18 protein-coding genes and 1 pseudogene are annotated in these 16086 nt (G+C 63.1%); 10 read left to right on the top strand and 9 right to left on the bottom strand.

Annotation, left to right across the window (positions count from 1 at the left end):
• The first annotated feature begins 185 nt into the window (after positions 1–185).
• From msuE to X738_RS74825, 10 genes are all read left to right on the top strand, one after another.
• Complete coding sequence (gene msuE, locus X738_RS74870) at positions 186–746, top strand: FMN reductase (RefSeq protein ID WP_031256542.1); 561 nt, start codon at positions 186–188, stop codon at positions 744–746.
• Between the two features lie 24 nt (positions 747–770).
• Positions 771–1871: a dimethylsulfone monooxygenase SfnG gene (gene sfnG, locus X738_RS74865; RefSeq protein ID WP_023802928.1), complete on the top strand. Its 1101-nt coding sequence runs from the start codon at positions 771–773 to the stop codon at positions 1869–1871.
• A gap of 56 nt (positions 1872–1927) precedes the next feature.
• Positions 1928–2821 carry an ABC transporter ATP-binding protein gene (locus tag X738_RS74860; protein WP_023802927.1) on the top strand — a complete coding sequence of 298 codons (894 nt, stop codon included), beginning with the start codon at positions 1928–1930 and terminating at the stop codon, positions 2819–2821.
• Entirely contained in the window at positions 2821–3717 is an 897-nt protein-coding gene (locus X738_RS74855) for a branched-chain amino acid ABC transporter permease (protein ID WP_023802926.1), read from the top strand. Before X738_RS74860 ends, X738_RS74855 begins: the two co-directional genes overlap by 1 nt.
• A 3-nt stretch (positions 3718–3720) precedes the next feature.
• Positions 3721–4758 carry a branched-chain amino acid ABC transporter permease gene (locus tag X738_RS74850; protein WP_023802925.1) on the top strand — a complete coding sequence of 346 codons (1038 nt, stop codon included), beginning with the start codon at positions 3721–3723 and terminating at the stop codon, positions 4756–4758.
• A gap of 49 nt (positions 4759–4807) precedes the next feature.
• Complete coding sequence (locus X738_RS74845) at positions 4808–6139, top strand: ABC transporter substrate-binding protein (RefSeq protein WP_023802924.1); 1332 nt, start codon at positions 4808–4810, stop codon at positions 6137–6139.
• Between the two features lie 65 nt (positions 6140–6204).
• Positions 6205–6996, top strand: coding sequence for an ABC transporter ATP-binding protein (locus tag X738_RS74840; protein WP_023802923.1), 792 nt, complete (start codon positions 6205–6207; stop codon positions 6994–6996).
• Complete coding sequence (locus X738_RS74835) at positions 6993–8240, top strand: SfnB family sulfur acquisition oxidoreductase (RefSeq protein ID WP_023802922.1); 1248 nt, start codon at positions 6993–6995, stop codon at positions 8238–8240. Before X738_RS74840 ends, X738_RS74835 begins: the two co-directional genes overlap by 4 nt.
• 33 nt (positions 8241–8273) lie before the next feature.
• Positions 8274–9449: an FMNH2-dependent alkanesulfonate monooxygenase gene (gene ssuD, locus X738_RS74830; RefSeq protein WP_023802921.1), complete on the top strand. Its 1176-nt coding sequence runs from the start codon at positions 8274–8276 to the stop codon at positions 9447–9449.
• On the top strand, positions 9446–10864 hold the full coding sequence (locus X738_RS74825) for an FAD/NAD(P)-binding protein (RefSeq protein ID WP_023802920.1): 1419 nt from the start codon (positions 9446–9448) through the stop codon (positions 10862–10864). Before ssuD ends, X738_RS74825 begins: the two co-directional genes overlap by 4 nt.
• A gap of 398 nt (positions 10865–11262) precedes the next feature.
• Here X738_RS74825 and X738_RS74820 read toward each other — a convergent pair whose 3' ends face one another.
• From X738_RS74820 to X738_RS0143790, 9 genes and pseudogenes are all read right to left on the bottom strand, one after another.
• The gene (locus X738_RS74820) at positions 11263–12321 is read right to left on the bottom strand and encodes a class I SAM-dependent methyltransferase (RefSeq protein ID WP_031256583.1); all 1059 of its coding nucleotides are present in this window, start codon (positions 12319–12321) and stop codon (positions 11263–11265) included.
• Positions 12322–12361: 40 nt separating this feature from the next.
• Positions 12362–12790 carry an insulinase family protein gene (locus X738_RS88810; protein ID WP_023802917.1) on the bottom strand — a complete coding sequence of 143 codons (429 nt, stop codon included), beginning with the start codon at positions 12788–12790 and terminating at the stop codon, positions 12362–12364.
• Positions 12791–13065: 275 nt separating this feature from the next.
• On the bottom strand, positions 13066–13344 hold the full coding sequence (locus tag X738_RS88805) for a hypothetical protein (protein WP_306454992.1): 279 nt from the start codon (positions 13342–13344) through the stop codon (positions 13066–13068).
• Positions 13345–13350: 6 nt separating this feature from the next.
• The gene (locus X738_RS88800; RefSeq protein WP_023802914.1) at positions 13351–13629 is read right to left on the bottom strand and encodes a hypothetical protein; all 279 of its coding nucleotides are present in this window, start codon (positions 13627–13629) and stop codon (positions 13351–13353) included.
• A 318-nt stretch (positions 13630–13947) separates the two neighbouring features.
• Positions 13948–14783 (bottom strand): annotated as a pseudogene (locus X738_RS74810) (IS5 family transposase).
• A 120-nt stretch (positions 14784–14903) separates the two neighbouring features.
• Complete coding sequence (locus tag X738_RS85370; protein ID WP_031256539.1) at positions 14904–15128, bottom strand: hypothetical protein; 225 nt, start codon at positions 15126–15128, stop codon at positions 14904–14906.
• Positions 15129–15131: 3 nt separating this feature from the next.
• Positions 15132–15260 (bottom strand): hypothetical protein, encoded by a 129-nt coding sequence (locus X738_RS88535; RefSeq protein ID WP_023802911.1) that lies wholly within the window; start codon positions 15258–15260, stop codon positions 15132–15134.
• The gene (locus tag X738_RS87680; RefSeq protein WP_023802910.1) at positions 15257–15610 is read right to left on the bottom strand and encodes an ABC transporter permease; all 354 of its coding nucleotides are present in this window, start codon (positions 15608–15610) and stop codon (positions 15257–15259) included. The genes X738_RS88535 and X738_RS87680 overlap by 4 nt, the downstream gene beginning before the upstream one ends.
• 107 nt (positions 15611–15717) lie before the next feature.
• The coding region (locus X738_RS0143790; RefSeq protein WP_031256537.1) for a TCP-1/cpn60 chaperonin family protein at positions 15718–16086 on the bottom strand (369 nt) is incomplete at its 5' end.

The following is a 16086-nucleotide window of genomic DNA, read 5'->3' as shown; positions in this document are numbered from 1 at the left end:
CGGTTTGCCGCCAATCGGATGTTATAGCTAATGCTAATGACGCGTCAGCACGCCGATTTTCTCCCCGGTCCGGGAAAATCGGAAGATAATGCCTTATCTCTATAGATTTTGTCGAATATCGTCCGATCCCGACTTAGTAAGCGGCCATCCCCTTGGCGGAACAGGAGATCGACGAAGTGGCAAGAATTTCGGTTCTCGGCATATCGGGTGGCGTAAGCACGCCATCGCGCACGACTGCGGTGGTGAACGCGCTGGTCAAGGCAGTCGCTTTGCGCCTCCCGGGGGACACCGGCCTGATCGAAATCACCGAGGCGGCGCCTTCGCTTTTCGCCGGGTTATCCCGTGGCGCGCTCGGCGCGTCCGGCGAAGCGATCATCCAGCGTGTCGAGAAGGCCGACCTGCTCGTGGTCGGAACGCCTGTCTATCGGGCTTCCTACACCGGCGCCCTCAAGCACCTGTTTGACCTCGTCGACTATCGCGCGCTGGCCGGCAAGACCGTGCTTCTCGCGGCGACAGGCGGAAGTCCATACCATGGCCTAGTTCTCGAACATCAGCTCCGGCCATTGTTCGGCTTTTTCGGCGCCGTCACCGTCCCGACCGGCGTCTACGGCGCGCCCGACGATTTCATCGATGCCGAAATCGTCGGCGCAGCGATCATCGAGCGCATCTCACGGGCCGCCACCGAAGCGGTCTCCTTGCTTAATTCCAGTCATGCAACCGCTGCCGTCGCCACGCACGTCGGCTGAGCCAATCAAAGGGGAAACGACGACATGACCTCGCATTCCGACCACCTGAAATTCGCCTACTGGGTCCCGAACGTCTCGGGCGGCCTGGTCATCTCCAACATCGAGCAGCGGACGGGCTGGGACATCGACTACAACCGCAAGCTCGCCCAGATCGCCGAGGCCAACGGCTTCGACTACGCGCTGAGCCAGATACGCTTCACGGCCGGCTATGGCGCCGACAACCAACACGAATCCGTCTCTTTCAGCCACGCCCTGCTTGCTGCGACCACAACGCTGAAGGTCATTGCGGCTATCCTGCCCGGCCCCTGGAATCCTGCGCTGGCGGCCAAGCAGATCGCCACCATCAACCACCTGACCAACGGTCGCGTCGCCGTCAATGTCGTCAGCGGCTGGTTCCGTGGCGAGTTCGCTGCCATTGGCGAACTCTGGCTCGACCATGACGAGCGCTATCGCCGCTCGGAAGAGTTTATCCGGGCGCTGCGTGGCATCTGGACCGAGGACAGTTTCACTCTGAAGGGCGATTTCTACCGCTTCACCAACTATTCGATGAAGCCGAAGCCGATCGAACCCTTGCCCGAGATATTCCAGGGCGGCTCGTCGCGCGCCGCTCGCGACATGGCGTCCCGTGTCTCCGACTGGTATTTCACCAACGGCAATACGCCGGAAGAGATCAGGAAGCAGGTCGACGATATCCGCGCCAAGGCGAAGGCCAATGGCCACAAGGTCAAGATCGGCGTCAACGCCTTTGCCATTGCCCGCGAAGGCGAGCAAGAGGCGCGCGCCGTGCTGGACGAGATCATTGCCAAGGCCAACCCCGAAGCGGTGCAGGGCTTTGCCGACCAGGTCAAGAACGCTGGCAAGGCATCGCCGGAAGGCGAAGGCAACTGGGCAAAATCATCCTTCAAGGATCTTGTCCAATACAATGACGGGTTCCGTAGCAATCTCATCGGCACGCCGGAACAGATCGCCGAACGCATCATCAAGCTGAAGGATGCAGGCGCCGACCTGATCCTGCTCGGCTTTCTGCATTTCCAGGAAGAGGTCGAGTTCTTCGGTAAGCGGGTCATCCCGCTGGTGCGCGAACTGGAAGCGGCGCGCGACAGGGAGCTTGTCGCCGCGGAATAGGACAGGCACGGACTTCGGGCCGCTGCCAGCACTCCTTCAAAAATCAGGGACGTTTCATGATTGGTGCTTCATTGGGAGCCGCCGCATACGAGCGCGCGCCCGTAATTTCCGGCATTCTTGCTGGCGCTGGTCCCGTCGAGGACACGCGCCAGGCGCGTCTGTCGACAAAGGCTGATGCGATCCTGGCGCTGAGCGCGATCGGCATTTCCTTTGGCGGCGTCACGGCGCTGAGGGATGTCGACCTCGAGGTCGAAAGCGGCGAGATCCGCGCGGTGATCGGCCCCAACGGCGCCGGCAAGTCCTCGCTGATCAACATCATCAGCGGCCTCTATCATGCCGACCACGGGAAGATCGCGATCGACGGCCAGTCCTTCTCCCGGGTGCCGCCCAGCCGTCTGGCACGGCTGGGCGTCGCGCGCACCTTCCAGAACCTGGCGCTGTTCGGCGGGCTTTCAGTGCGCGACAACATCGCATCCGGTCGCGTCCACACCAGGCGAGCCAACTTCGCCGAGCATATTGCGGGCCTGCCACGCGCCCGCCGCGAAGATGCCGCGATCGCTGAAAAGGTCGACCAGACAGTCGCCTTCCTGCATCTCGAGGCCGTCGCCGACCGCCTGGTCGCAACGCTGCCTTACGGCCTCCAGAAGCGGGTCGAACTGGCGCGGGCGCTGGTGGCCGAGCCGAAGATCCTGTTGCTCGACGAACCAATGGCCGGCATGACGGCGACCGAGAAAGCCGAGATGGCCGGGTTCGTGCGCGCCGCGCGCGACCGGCACGGCGTCACCATCATCCTGATCGAACACGATATCGGCGTGGTCATGGGGCTCTCCGACCGCGTCGCAGTGCTCGACTACGGTCGCAAGATCGCCGACGGGACGCCGGCCGAGGTCAGGGCCGATCCGGCAGTGATCCGGGCCTATATCGGCACTGCCGATGGAGAGGGTATCTGATGAGCTACTATGATTTCCTCTTCGTCATCGAGGTGCTGGTCGGCGGCCTGCTCTCGGGCGTCATGTATTCGCTAGTCGCCATCGGTTTCGTGCTGATCTACAAGACGTCGGGCGTGCTGAACTTCGCGCAAGGGTCAATGGTGCTGTTGGCAGCGCTCACCTTTGTCAGCCTCGTCGAACGCGGCATCCCATTCGCGCTTTCGCTGCTCATCACCTTCGCGGTCATGGTCGCGCTGGGCTTCACCATCGAGCGGACGGTGCTCAGGCCGCTGGTCAATCGCTCGCCGATGACGCTGTTCATGGCCACGCTTGGCCTCTCCTACATCATTGAGGGCGCTGCCCAGTTGGTGTGGGGCACGCAGGTGCATGGGCTCGATCTCGGCATAGACGACACGCCCTTCGAGGTCGGCGGCATCCTGATCTCGTCGTTCGACCTTCTCGCTGCGGGCATTGCCGCGGCGATGGTGGCGGGCTTGAGCGCATTCTTCTACTGGACCCGGATCGGGCTGGCGTTTCGCGCCGTCGCCGACGACCAATTCGCGGCGCTCGCCGTCGGGCTGCGGCTGCCCCGGATATGGGGAACGGTGTGGACGGCCGCGGGGTTCGTGGCGCTGGTCGCAGGGCTGCTGTGGGGCGCGCGTGTCGGTGTCCAGTTCTCGCTGTCGCTGATCGTGCTGAAGGCGCTGCCGGTGCTGGTGCTTGGTGGCTTCGATTCTATCCTTGGCGCCATCGTCGGCGGTCTGATCATCGGCGCCAGCGAGAAACTCGCCGAGGTCTACCTCGGCCCCTTCGTCGGTGGCGGCATCGAAGGCTGGTTCGCCTATGCGCTGGCGCTGGTGGTGCTGCTGGTGCGCCCCTCCGGCCTGTTTGGCCAGAAGACTGTCGAAAGGGTCTGACCGATGGCTGTGCAAGCGCTCGATGCCGCAAGGCTTCCAATCGACTGGCAGAAATTCGCGCTGCCGGCCGTTCTGATCGTCGTCGCTTATGGGCTGATCCCAGCCTATGCGTCTAGCTATCTCGTCGAGGCGATCCTGCTGCCGTTCCTGGCGCTCAGCCTGGCGGCGGTCGGCCTCAATCTGCTGACCGGCTATTGCGGCCAGCTTTCGCTCGGGTCCTCCGCCTTCATGGCGGTCGGAGCTTTCGCCGCCTATAATTTCAACTTGCGGGTCGAGGGGCTGCCGCTGGTAGCGACCATGATCCTGGCCGGGATTTCCGCGGCCGGCATCGGCGTCGTGTTTGGATTGCCGAGCCTGCGGTTGCGCGGCTTCTATCTCGCCGTCTCGACGCTCGCCGCCCAGTTCTTCGTGCAATGGGCGCTGACCAAGTTCGGCTGGTTTTCCAACGATAGCCCATCCGGGGTGATTTCCGCGCCGCACCTTGTCGTCACCGGATTTTCGCTCGACGGCGCGACCGGCCGCTACCTGCTTTCGGTGACCACGGTCATCGTGCTCACGGCCCTTGTCTGGCGCCTGGTCAACAGCGCGACCGGCCGCAATTTCATCGCCGTGCGCGACAACGAGACGGCGGCGCGCGTCATCGGCGTGCCGGTGCTGCGGACCAAGCTGCTGGCGTTCGCTATCTCGTCCTTCATTATCGGCGTCGCCGGCGTGCTGTGGGCCTTCACCTATCTGCGCACCGTCGAGCCGGCCGGCTTCAATCTCGACCGCTCGTTCCAGATCCTGTTCATCATCATCATCGGTGGGCTGGCCTCGATGCGCGGCGCCTTTCTGGGAGCGGCGTTCATCGTCATCTTTCCGCTCATCCTGTCGCGGCTCGGCGCCTTCCTGTTTGGCGGACTGTTCGATTCGGGTGTTCTCGACATGAGCCAGCGCATCGTGCTCGGCGCGCTCATCATCATCTTCCTCATCGCGGAACCGAACGGGCTGTCGGCTCTCTTCGACCGCCTGAAACGACGGATCGGCTCAAGGTCCAGCTGAGCGCCGCTCGACATCCTCTCACGGACCACAACCTCAGGAGACGCAATCCATGACCTTCTTCAGTCACCTACGAAAAACGGCGATCGCCACGGCCTTCGTGCTCGGCGCGACGGCGGTTCACGCCGACGAACAGTATTTTCCCCTTCAGAGCTACCGTGTCGGCCCTTATGCCGCCGGCGGCACCGGCTTTTTCGGCGGGTTCATCGACTACCTCAACCTGATCAACATCCGCGACGGCGGCGTCAACGGCGTCAAGCTGACTTGGAGCGAGGGCGAGACGCAGTATGAGGTCGAGAAGGGCGTCGAGGTTTATGAACGGCTGAAGAGCAATCCCGGCATCGCCGCCTGGAACCCGCTTTCGGTCGGTATCGCCTATGCCATGATCGACCGCATCACCGATGACAAGGTGCCGCTGATCACCATCAACCACGGGCGCACTGACACGACCGACGGGCGCGTGTTCCCTTATGTCTTCCCGCTGCTGCTCAATCCCTACAGCGAGACCTCCGGCATCGTGAACTACATCGCCTCCAAGGAAGGCGGCCTGGACAGGCTCAAGGGCAAGAAGATCGTGGTGCTCTATCACGGCTCGCCCTATGGCAAGGAGACGATCCCGATCTATGAGCTGCTGTCGCAGAAATACGGCTTCGAGCTGTCGCAGATCGAGGTGCCGCATCCCGGCAACGAGCAGCAGGCACAGTGGCTGACGATCCGGCGTGAGCGTCCGGACTACGTCGTGCTACGCGGCTGGGGCGTGATGAACCCGGTCGCCCTGAAGACCGCCCAGAAGACCGGCTTCCCGGCCGACCACGTCATCGGCAATGTCTGGTCGAACTCCGAAGAGGACGTCATCCCCGCCGGCGACGCCGCCAAGGGCTATACGGCCATCACCACCCAGGCATCGGGCGAGCAGTATCCGGTGGTCCAGGAGATCGTCAAAACGGTCTACGACGCCGGCAAGGGCAACCTTGAGGACAAGAGCCGGATCGGTTCGGTCTACCATAATCTCGGCATGGTCAACGGCATCCTCAATGTCGAGGCGGTCCGCATCGCGCAGGCCAAGTTCGGCAACCGCACGCTGACCGGCGATGAAGTCCGCTGGGGCTTCGAGCATCTCAAGCTCGATCCGGCGCGCGTCGAGGCGCTCGGCGCCAAGGATCTGTTCCATTCCATCAACGTCTCCTGGGACAATCACGAGGGTGATGGCTACGTGACCTTCCAGCAGTGGGACGGCAAGAAGTGGAATGTCGTTTCCGACTGGATTGCGCCCGACTGGAAGCTGCTGCGCCCGATCATCGAGAAGTCGTCCGAGGCCTATTCCAAGGAAAAGGGCATCAAGATCCGCACGGCCGAAGATGCCGAAGCGGTGGTCAGCAACTGAGTTTCACGATCTCGCGGCCGGCCCATTGGCCGGCCGCTCCATCCAGGCGCCAAGTGGAGTCATCGATGTCCAGCCCGGAAACCTCGATCCTGTCGGTCACCCGCGTGGAGGCTGTCTACAACGGCGCCATCGCCGCCCTGCACGGCGTCGACCTGTCGGTCGGCAAAGGCGAGATCGTCGCACTGCTTGGCTCCAACGGCGCCGGCAAGACGACGCTTTTGAGGGCGGTATCCAATCTCCTCCCGGCCGAGCGCGGGGCCATCACCTCCGGCCGGATCACCTTCGATGGCGAGGATGTCTCGAGGGCAAGCCCCTCGCATCTCGTTCGCCGCGGCCTGGTCCAGGTTCTCGAGGGACGGCACTGTTTCCGCTCGCTGACGGTCGAGGAGAACCTTCTGACCGGCGCGCTCGGGCGTTCGTCCTCCCGCACCGGCGTCAAGGCCGACCTCGACCGAGTCTATAAGCTTTTCCCCAGGCTCGCCGAGAAGCGGCAAACCCGGTCCGGCCTCACCTCCGGCGGCGAGCAGCAGATGACGGCTATCGGCCGGGGCCTGATGTCGCGGCCGAAACTCTTCGTGCTGGACGAGCCGTCGATGGGGCTCGCGCCGCTGATCGTCGATGAGATCTTCAGCGCCTTGAAGCGGCTCAACCGCGACGAAGGCCTGTCGATCCTCGTCGCCGAACAGAATTCGGCGGTTGCGCTGAAATATGCCGACCGCGCCACAGTGCTCGAAAACGGAAAAAGCGTGCTGGAAGGATCGGCTGCCGACCTGCGCCAGCGCGACGACATCAAGACCTACTATCTCGGCGGCGCGCCGCTCCCATTGCAACACTTTCCCCAGGAGACTGCAGCATGACCATCCAATCGAAGCAGCCGTCCGATATCCGCAGCGCCGTCCCCGCGGTCGAGCGTCCGTCGGCCAGAGCGCATGTCATCAAGACCGACGCCGAGGCGATCGCTGTGGCGGAAAAACTGGCCGCAGACTTCGCCAAGGACGCCTCCAGGCGGGACCGCGAGCGCATCTGGCCGAAGGAAGAGCTCGATGCGTTTTCGCAGAGCGGCCTGTGGTCGATCAACGTGCCGAAGGCCTATGGCGGACCGGAACTCTCCTATGTGACGCTGTCGAAGGTGATCGCCATCATCTCGGCGGCCGATCCGTCGCTCGGCCAGATTCCGCAGAACCATCTCGGCGTCGTCGCCGCCATCCGCACCGTCTCTGACGAGGCGCAGAAGAAGCTGCTCTTCGCCGAAGTTCTGTCCGGCACGCGGTTCGGCAACGCGTTCTCCGAATTCGGCTCCAAGCGGGCGGCTGATTTCGAGACGAAATTCGTCGACGCTGGCGACCACGTCGTGGTCAATGGCCAGAAATTCTATTCGAGCGGCGCGCTGCTCGCCCATCTGGTGCCGATCGTGGCGCTCGATGACGAAGGCCGCGCCTGGTATGCCATCGCCGACCGCGGTGCGCCCGGACTGACTGTCATCGACGACTGGTCGAGCTTCGGCCAGAAGACGACACTGTCCGGCACCGTTCTGCTCGTGAATGTCAAGGTGCCGAAGACCCATCTGGTCCCCGGCTACAAGGGCTATGACAGGCCGACGGCCGACGGCGCCATCTTCCAGATCATCCAGGCCGCGGTCGATCTCGGCATCGCCAAAGCAGCGATCGACGAAACCGTCAACTTCGTGCGCACTAAGTCGCGTGCGTGGATCGACAGCGGCGTCGATCATGCCTGGCAGGATCCCTATACGATCCAAGCGGTCGGCGACCTCCGCCTGCGGGCCAATGCGGCCGAGGCCGTTCTGGACAAGGCCGGCCTTGCGGTCGATCGCGCTGTGCTCGACCCCAACGAGAAGACCGTCGCGGAAGCGCAGATCGCTGTGGCGGAATCCAAGATCCTCACCACCGAGATCGCCATCAACGCCACCAACAGACTTTTCGAACTCGCGGGCACGCGCTCGACATTGGCCGAGCACAATCTCGACCGGCATTGGCGCAACGCCCGCACCCACACGCTGCACGATCCGGTGCGCTGGAAATACGCGATCCTCGGCAACTATTACCTGAACGACGTCAATCCGCCGTTGCATGCCTGGAGCTGAGCGCGGGCGTCGTAAAGTCACAAAGGACTGTTCATGAGCACTGCCATCCCCGACAGGATCAAGGTTCTGTGGTTTCTCCCGACCCATGGCGACAGCCGCTATCTCGGCACCTCCGAGGGAGGCAGGGCGGTCGATCTGCCGTATCTCACCCAGGTCGCCAAGGCAGCCGACGCCATCGGCTACTATGGCGCGCTGCTGCCGACCGGGCGAAGCTGCGAGGACAGCTGGGTCGTGGCATCGGCGCTGGCGCCACTGACGCAGCGGCTGCGCTTTCTTGTTGCTGTGCGGCCGGGCCTGCAATCGCCGACGCTCGCCGCACGCATGACCTCGACGCTCGACCGCATTTCCGGTGGGCGCCTGCTCATCAATGTGGTCACCGGCGGCGACCCGATCGAGAACAAGGGCGACGGCATCTTCCTCAGCCATGACGAGCGCTATGAGGTGACGCGGGAGTTCCTCGATATCTACAAGGCCGTGCTGCGGGGCGAGACCGTCGCTTTCGAAGGCAAGCATTTCCGCATCGAGGATGGCAGGCTGCTGTTCCCGCCTGTGCAGACGCCGCATCCTCCGCTCTATTTCGGCGGCTCGTCGGAGGCAGCCAATGCGGTCGCCGCCGAGCAGATCGACAAATATCTGACCTGGGGCGAACCGCCGGCCGACGTCGCCGCCAAGGTCGACCATGTGCGCGGCCTTGCCAAGAAAGCCGGACGCCAAGTGAGCTTCGGCATCAGGCTGCATGTCATCGTTCGCGAAACCAATGACGAAGCCTGGGCCGATGCCGACCGCCTGATCAGCCGCCTGGACGACAAGACGATCGCCGAGGCGCAGAAGGTTTTCGCGCGCATGGATTCGGTCGGCCAGTCGCGCATGAGCAGGCTGCACGGCGGCAGCCGCGACAAGCTGGAAATCAGCCCCAACCTGTGGGCCGGCGTCGGCCTGGTGCGCGGCGGCGCCGGCACCGCTCTGGTCGGCGATGCGGCGACGGTGGCGGAGCGGATCGATGAATACCGGCGTATCGGCATCGATTCTTTCATCCTGTCCGGTTACCCGCATCTAGAGGAGGCCTATCGCTTCGGCGAACTGGTGCTGCCACTGTTGCCGCTCGATCACGAAATCTCGACGCGGCCGACGACCGTCAACATGGGGCCATTCGGCGAGACAGTAGCCGGCGACCATCGGCCGTCGGCGCTGGGTGCGAGCCAGTCTTGAGCACCAGTGGACCGGTCGTAGCCATTGTTGGGGGCGGCTTTTCCGGCGCGGCGACCGCCTTTCACCTGGCGCGGCTGCTGCCGGCCGGCGCGGCCGATATCGTGGTCGTCGAACCCCGCGAGGGGCTCGGCTATGGTCTGGCCTATTCGACGGCCGATCCTTCACACCGCATCAATGTGCCGGCGTCGAGGATGACGCTGATCTCCGGCCAGGATAGCCACTTCGCCGACTGGCTGCAGCAGAGCAGCGCCATTGTAGTGGATGTCGAGGCGATCACTGCCAACGGCGTGGCCTATCCACAGCGTCGCGTTTTCGGCCGTTATGTCGAATCCCACCTTCAGCCATTTTTGCAAAGCAAGACGATTCGGCACGTCAGATCCGCCGTCGCGTCGGTCGAGCGTAAAGGCGACGGATATCGCCTGATCCTTGCCGACGGCGGAACGCTCGCGGCCGATGCATTGGTTGTCGCAACGACTCATCCGCCGCCGGCCTTGCCGCCAGCTTTGCGCGCTATGGCCGGCGCCGCCGGTCTGGTCGCCAATCCCTATAACCTCGAACGACTGGAAGCGATCGAGCGCGACCACCATGTCCTGGTCGTCGGCACCGGGCTCACCTCGGCGGACGTCATCGCCACTCTCGACCGCAGGGGGCATCGCGGCAGCATCACAGCACTTTCGCGCCATGGCTACCGCTCGCGCAGCCATGCAGCCTCGCGTGGCGATCCGATCGGCGATTTCACGACCCTGCCTTCACGCAGCGCGGCGGCACTGTTCAGGCGCATCCGGGCCACGATCCTTGATGCCAAGCGTCAGGGCGAAGACTGGCACCCGGTGCTCGATGCCGTTCGGCGTCAGGGACAGGCCATCTGGCAGGCCTTGCCGCTAGCCGAGCAGCGCCGCGTGGTGCGTCATCTTCGTGCGCTGTGGGATGTGCATCGCTTCCGCATCGCGCCACAGATCGCGGCCGTGCTCGATCGCCGCGTTGCCGAGGGCAGGCTTGCCTATCGCGCCGCATCGATTGTCGGCGCCGAACAGGTCGACGGATGCATTCGCGTCGGGCAGCGGCTGCGTGGCCAAACCGGCTTCCTTGTCGAGGGTTTCGACAGTGTGATCGTGACGACCGGACCGGCGCACGCCGATATCTTGCGGACCAACACGGCGATTGCGGCGCTCGAGAGGATGGGATTGGTCCGGCTCGACCCGATTGGTCTTGGTTTGGAGACCGACCGCCAAGGCCGTGCGGTCGGCACATCCGGGCGCCCGACCGACAGCATTTTCGTCAGCGGGCCACTGGCGCGAGGCAGCGTCGGCGAACTGATGGGAATTCCCGAGGTCACCGCACATGCCGAGCGCATCGGCGCCGAAATTCACCAATGGTTGGGATACCAAACGGCGTTGCGTCGCAAGGCGTCGTGAAGCTGTGATTAGCATGAGTCTATTCAGATCACACTGACGGAACGCATCGCCAAGATTGAAGGCGCATTCGAGGTTTATGAAAGCGCCATTGGTCGCAGTGCCGCTCCTGGCGCTTTTCGCGTTTGTCGCCGGCGCCGCCGAAGTCGCCCAAGTTCAGGTGGAGAAACTGCGCGTTTGAGCGGAGTACGGTCTTCGGAGTTGGATTCTCGGAGAGCACCGAACGAGTCTAGGCGACGAGCTTGGCTGCGTGTGCCTTCAACTACTGTTGGCTTCTAACAACTCCAATCGGATGTCAGGGGGAGTGACGCCTCTGAAAATTTGTCGATAACTGTGAGTTCGGATTTTGACGATGATCTTCACCATAAAGCGATGAGCTGCAATTTCTAGCGACGGCCGCGCTAGGGACGGGCCTCCAGCACCATGTTGAACGGCGTCTCCGTGGCGCGACGGAATCGCTTGAAGCCGCCGCCGGTCACCACCTTGCGTAGCCTCGCCTCGCCGGCCTGGGCGCCAAGCCCGAGCCCGACTTCCTGCGACAGGGACGCGGGCGTGCACACGAACGTGGAAGCGGCATAGTAAACGCGTCCGACGGGATTGAGGTTCGCCGCTAGATGATTATGCGCGAACGGCTCGACGATCATCCACGTGCCATCCGGCTTGAGCGACCCGTGGACATGGGTGGCGGCGCCCCCCGGGTCGCCCATGTCGTGAAGGCAATCGAAAAAAGCGACGAGGTCATAGGTGCCGGGATAGGTCTTGGCGGCCGCGACCTCGAAGCGCGTGTTGGCGCCGACGCCGGCTTCCTCGGCGGCCTTGCGGGCGCGCTCGATCGAAGGGGCGTGATAATCGAAGCCGACGAAGCGCGAATTGGGGAAAGCACGTGCCATGAGCACCGTCGATGCGCCATGACCGCATCCGAGATCCGCGACATCCACGCCGCGTTCGAGCTTCTCGACTACGCCCTCCAGGGCCGGCAGCCAGGAGTCGATCAGATTGGCATTATAGCCTGGACGGAAGAACCGTTCCGTACCGCGAAACAGACACGCGCTATGATCGTGCCATGCAACGCCCTTACCGGACTGGAATGCCTGCCTCACCTTTTCTTCGTCGAGCCACAGCGCGGATAGGAACTCGAATGCGCCAGCCATGAAGGCCGGGCTATTTTCATCGGCGAACACCAGCTCCTGCTCGGCGTTGAGATAGAACTGGTCGTTGGCTTCATCGTAGTCGACGTAGCCCGCCGCCGCCTGCCCGGAAAGCCATTCCCTTACAAGGCGCTCCTGGGTACCGGTGCGTGTCGAAAGTTCGGCGGCCGTCATCTTGCCGCCTTCGCGCAATGCCTTGAACAGGCCGAGTCTGTCGCCTAGCAAGACAGCCGCGCCCGTAGCGATCGCACCGAGATCGCCGACCATTTTCCCCAAGAATGCGTCCAACTTTTCCTGACTCGCTTCAGACATCGAAATCTCCCTTTGGGCTCGATCTCTCCCAGTAAAAGCCTCACAAGGGGAGAAGAATGGCGAAATTGGAGCCCGGGCCCATTCTTTGGCGTCCACGCGCGGGCCGACCACCATAATGGCGGGTTCGGCCGAAAGCAGCTTCTTCGCCGCTGCCTCGACTTGGTCGATCGATGTGGGCGGCGCGGCGCTGGTGTAGCCGATGCCAAGACCCGACAAGCGTGGCTGCAATCGAACTGGAGGAATCCAGATTGTTGGTAGCATAGGTGCCGATCAGATATTTCTTGCTCGCTTTTAGCTCGGCCTCTGTCGGCCCTGTTTCCGCCAACTCCCTGATCACGTGGCGTATCAGCCCGAGCGTCTCGGCCGCCCTGTCGGCGCGCGTCGCCGTGGTCACGACAAGCGCATTGGAATGCTGGTGGTCTTTCAGGCTGGAATGGATACCGTACGCAAGGCCGCGCTTTTCGCGCACTTCTTGGAACAGACGTGAGGTAAATGGCGAGCCTCTGAGTATTTTGCTTATCAGCTGTGCGGCTTAGAATTCCGGGTCGCTGCGTCCGATGCCGGGAACCAGCTGCAGCGAAGTCTGCGGCGGGTCGTAGGCGACCAATTACGCCGGCCGAGCTCGGGGCGACATCGGCCACCGGGGCGATCGCCTGCTTCTGAGGCAAATCGCCGACCAACTCGTGGAGCCTTTCACTCAGGCCTTTGGCATCAATGTCGCCGACGACCGCGACGTGCAGCCCGTCACGGGCGAAAGCGGCCTTGTGGAGGGCGCCTAGATCGGCCGGCGTTATGCCGGCGAGGCTCTCCTTGGTGCCCCTCGTCCGGCCTCGAATAAGAATGCGTGCCGTAGATTCTGCGCCGCCATGCAAGCTCGGCGATCGCGTGGGGGTCGCGCTCATTGGCGATGATGCTGGCGAGAATGTTGGCGCGGATGCGGTCGACCGGCTCCTGGTCGAAGCGGGGGCTGTTAGCCGCGAGCCTGAGCAGAGCGAAGGCGGCGTCCTTCCGTTCGGACAGCATGCGCATCTAGCCATAAATGCCGTCGCGCTGCGCGTCGAAGCTCATCTCGGCCCTGGAATGGTCAACCGTCACCTGGAAGGCATCGCTGTCGAGATCGCCGGCGCCGTCGTCGAACAGGCCGGTCATCAAATTGGCCAGTCCCTCCTTGCCAGCCGAGTCCTGCGTGGTGCCGCCGTCGAAGACGAAGCGGATGGCTCCGGTTGTGGTGACGGGACGGACGATAAGCAAGGTTCGGGGCGAAGTGATTTGTTCCGCGGCGGCGGTATGTTTTGGTGAGGTGATCATGCGACGTCTTCTTTGGTCGGTCACGTGTTTGCGGATGATCGTGCATGTACCGTGCCAAATGAGAAAACCATTTATACGCAGTCTGGTAGATCTGACTCTGCTACGTTGCGTATCCGACATTGTCGGAAATTGGACAGCGCCGAACGCGAAGCGGCTCGGGGCTTGTGTGATGCTTGCGCGTGCTGCTGCGGAGGGGGATATGAATGCGCCTCGAACTGGCGCGAGGCCTTCGAGAAATCGCCAGACTCTTCCGGGTCCATCGAGCTACTGTTGGGCGCATCGGCTCTGAGAGTCTGACTCATAATTGCCGGGCGGATTTCATCCTCTCGCCAACCGCCGTGTGAGGCGGCGGATGTGGGCGACGAGGATCCAGGCAGTAGCGCTTTGGATGGTTGCTTCGAAGTCCTTGGCAAGCCGGCGGCATCGCCCGAGCCAGGCGAAAGTTCGTTCGACCACCCATCGGCGAGGCAGAAGCTCGAAGCCCTTGGCGGTGTCGGAGCGCTTGATGATCTCGAAGCTCCACTGATCCAGCGCGGCCATGGCGTCGCGGAGCTTGTTGCCGCCGTAGCCGCCGTCCGCGAAGATGTGGCGCAGCCACGGATAGAGCGACCGGATCGAGGTCAGCACGTCGGGTGCGCCATCGCGATCCTGGATGTCGGCGGGGTGAACCTGCAGGCCGACCAGATGGCCCTCGGTGTCGGTGACGATGTGGCGCTTGCGGCCTTTGATCTTCTTGCCCGCATCGAAGCCTCGCGGTCCGCCGCTTTCGGTGGTCTTCACCGACTGGCTATCGATGACGCCCGCCGTCGGACTGGCCTCACGCCCGACCATCTCGCGCAGTGCCATGACCAGCATGTGGTTGATATGCGCCAGGAAGCCTCCGTGCGACCAGGCGTAGAAGTAGCCCTGCACCGTCGAATAGGGCGGAAAGTCCTTCGGGATCGCGCGCCATTGGCAGCCGGTCGAGGCCATGTACAGGATCGCCTCCACCACCGCGCGCAGGTTGGTCTTTCTCGGTCGCCCCCGCTTTGACCCCGCCGGCAGAAAAGGCGCGATCATCGCCCATTCCGCGTCGGTAAGATCGCTTGCATAGCGCAGGCCTTCACGCCGATACTGCGCGCGGGTGGTTTCAGTCAAGCCATCGTGATCTCCATTGAGCTTCGCAACCCAACGGAATCACACCGATTGAAATCGCCCAACTTCTTTTTCAGTCAGCCTCTAAGACAATTCCTTTTACGAGTAGATCAACCCTGAAACGCGACCCCGCTCAACCGCTACCACGAGCCTCTCAGGCGTTCGATGAGGAGGGAAAACCCGATCGCCAAACCAAGCGCGATTCCGGCCACACTGCCACACACGAAACCGATCAGGTCACGCACCAGGCTCGCCAGCAGATTGGAGCCGAGGCCACCGCGGCTGAACTCTGCCATGCCTCGGGCCACCACCTCTTCCAGGGACGGTAAGAAGCGCGGGTCAGCAGCGCCGGCATGGGCGAGCAACTCTCAAATCGCGAGCAGCGCAATTGGTACCGCAAGCGGCCGCAAATGTCGGCCGATGGAGCGGAAGGGCGGCGGCGCGATGGGAGCGCTGTGCGACAACCGCTCCCGACCTGCAATCGTGATCAGGCTCATCGTGGGATCTCCGGACGCCAGCGTTGCAGATGGTTTCGGCAAGCGTGAGCAGGCCGTGGATCACCAATCTGATCAGGCCGACCACGATCATGGCCCGAAAGAACGAGTTCCAATTGAAAGAGCTGACGGCCATAGGCCATCAGGTATCCGAGCCCTTCGAACGATGCGATGAGTTCTACCGCAACCAGGGTCTGCCAGCCGTTGGCAAGGCCTTCTCGCAGCCCTGTAAAGATCGACGGCACGGCGGAAGGCAGCACGATCATCGTGAGTTTCGACCAGCGACTGAACGAAAGGACACGGCCGGAGCCCGCCTCACGACGCCGTTGCGCTTCGCTAACCTTCGCCGCCATCAGGCTGGGTAGAGGACTTGCACCTCCAAGCTGTCGATCATGCTCGGCACACAAGAAAAGGGCGGCATTGCTACCGCCCTTTCCGCTGTAGGTTGATAGGGGCTGGATTAGAAATCCATGCCGCCCATGCCGCCCATGCCACCGCCGGGCATACCACCCGGCATGCCGCCAGCCGACTCCTTTTTCGGAGCTTCGGCGATCATGGCTTCGGTGGTGACCAGCAGGCCGGCGACCGAGGCCGCGTCCTGGAGAGCCGTGCGCACGACCTTGACCGGATCGACGATACCCATGGCGATCATGTCGCCATATTCGCCGGTCTGGGCGTTGAAGCCGAAGGTCGGACCCTTGTTCTCGAGGATCTTGCCGGCAACGATCGATGCTTCCGCACCGGCGTTGGCCGCGATCTGGCGGGCCGGAGCCTGCAGCGCGCGACGCATGATGTTGATGCCAGCGGTCTGGTCGGAGTTGGCGCCGAC

It is taken from the genome of Mesorhizobium sp. L48C026A00, assembly GCF_000502375.1.
GTDB classification, from domain to species: domain Bacteria; phylum Pseudomonadota; class Alphaproteobacteria; order Rhizobiales; family Rhizobiaceae; genus Mesorhizobium; species Mesorhizobium muleiense.
Note: the sequence above shows the minus strand (reverse complement) of the source record. Positions and strands in the feature narration are given on the sequence as shown.

What these genes read in the sequence shown, in the direction of transcription:
- sfnG (WP_023802928.1), top strand. Translation starts at nt 771, where the DNA reads ATGACCTCGCATTCCGACCACCTGAAATTCGCCTACTGGGTCCCGAAC.
- X738_RS74860 (WP_023802927.1), top strand. Translation starts at nt 1,928, where the DNA reads ATGATTGGTGCTTCATTGGGAGCCGCCGCATACGAGCGCGCGCCCGTA.
- X738_RS74855 (WP_023802926.1), top strand. Translation starts at nt 2,821, where the DNA reads ATGAGCTACTATGATTTCCTCTTCGTCATCGAGGTGCTGGTCGGCGGC.
- X738_RS74850 (WP_023802925.1), top strand. Translation starts at nt 3,721, where the DNA reads ATGGCTGTGCAAGCGCTCGATGCCGCAAGGCTTCCAATCGACTGGCAG.
- X738_RS74845 (WP_023802924.1), top strand. Translation starts at nt 4,808, where the DNA reads ATGACCTTCTTCAGTCACCTACGAAAAACGGCGATCGCCACGGCCTTC.
- X738_RS74840 (WP_023802923.1), top strand. Translation starts at nt 6,205, where the DNA reads ATGTCCAGCCCGGAAACCTCGATCCTGTCGGTCACCCGCGTGGAGGCT.
- X738_RS74835 (WP_023802922.1), top strand. Translation starts at nt 6,993, where the DNA reads ATGACCATCCAATCGAAGCAGCCGTCCGATATCCGCAGCGCCGTCCCC.
- ssuD (WP_023802921.1), top strand. Translation starts at nt 8,274, where the DNA reads ATGAGCACTGCCATCCCCGACAGGATCAAGGTTCTGTGGTTTCTCCCG.
- X738_RS74820 (WP_031256583.1), bottom strand. Translation starts at nt 12,321, where the DNA reads ATGTCTGAAGCGAGTCAGGAAAAGTTGGACGCATTCTTGGGGAAAATG.
- X738_RS88805 (WP_306454992.1), bottom strand. Translation starts at nt 13,344, where the DNA reads ATGCTGTCCGAACGGAAGGACGCCGCCTTCGCTCTGCTCAGGCTCGCG.
- X738_RS88800 (WP_023802914.1), bottom strand. Translation starts at nt 13,629, where the DNA reads ATGATCACCTCACCAAAACATACCGCCGCCGCGGAACAAATCACTTCG.
- X738_RS88535 (WP_023802911.1), bottom strand. Translation starts at nt 15,260, where the DNA reads ATGAGCCTGATCACGATTGCAGGTCGGGAGCGGTTGTCGCACAGCGCT.
- X738_RS87680 (WP_023802910.1), bottom strand. Translation starts at nt 15,610, where the DNA reads ATGGCGGCGAAGGTTAGCGAAGCGCAACGGCGTCGTGAGGCGGGCTCC.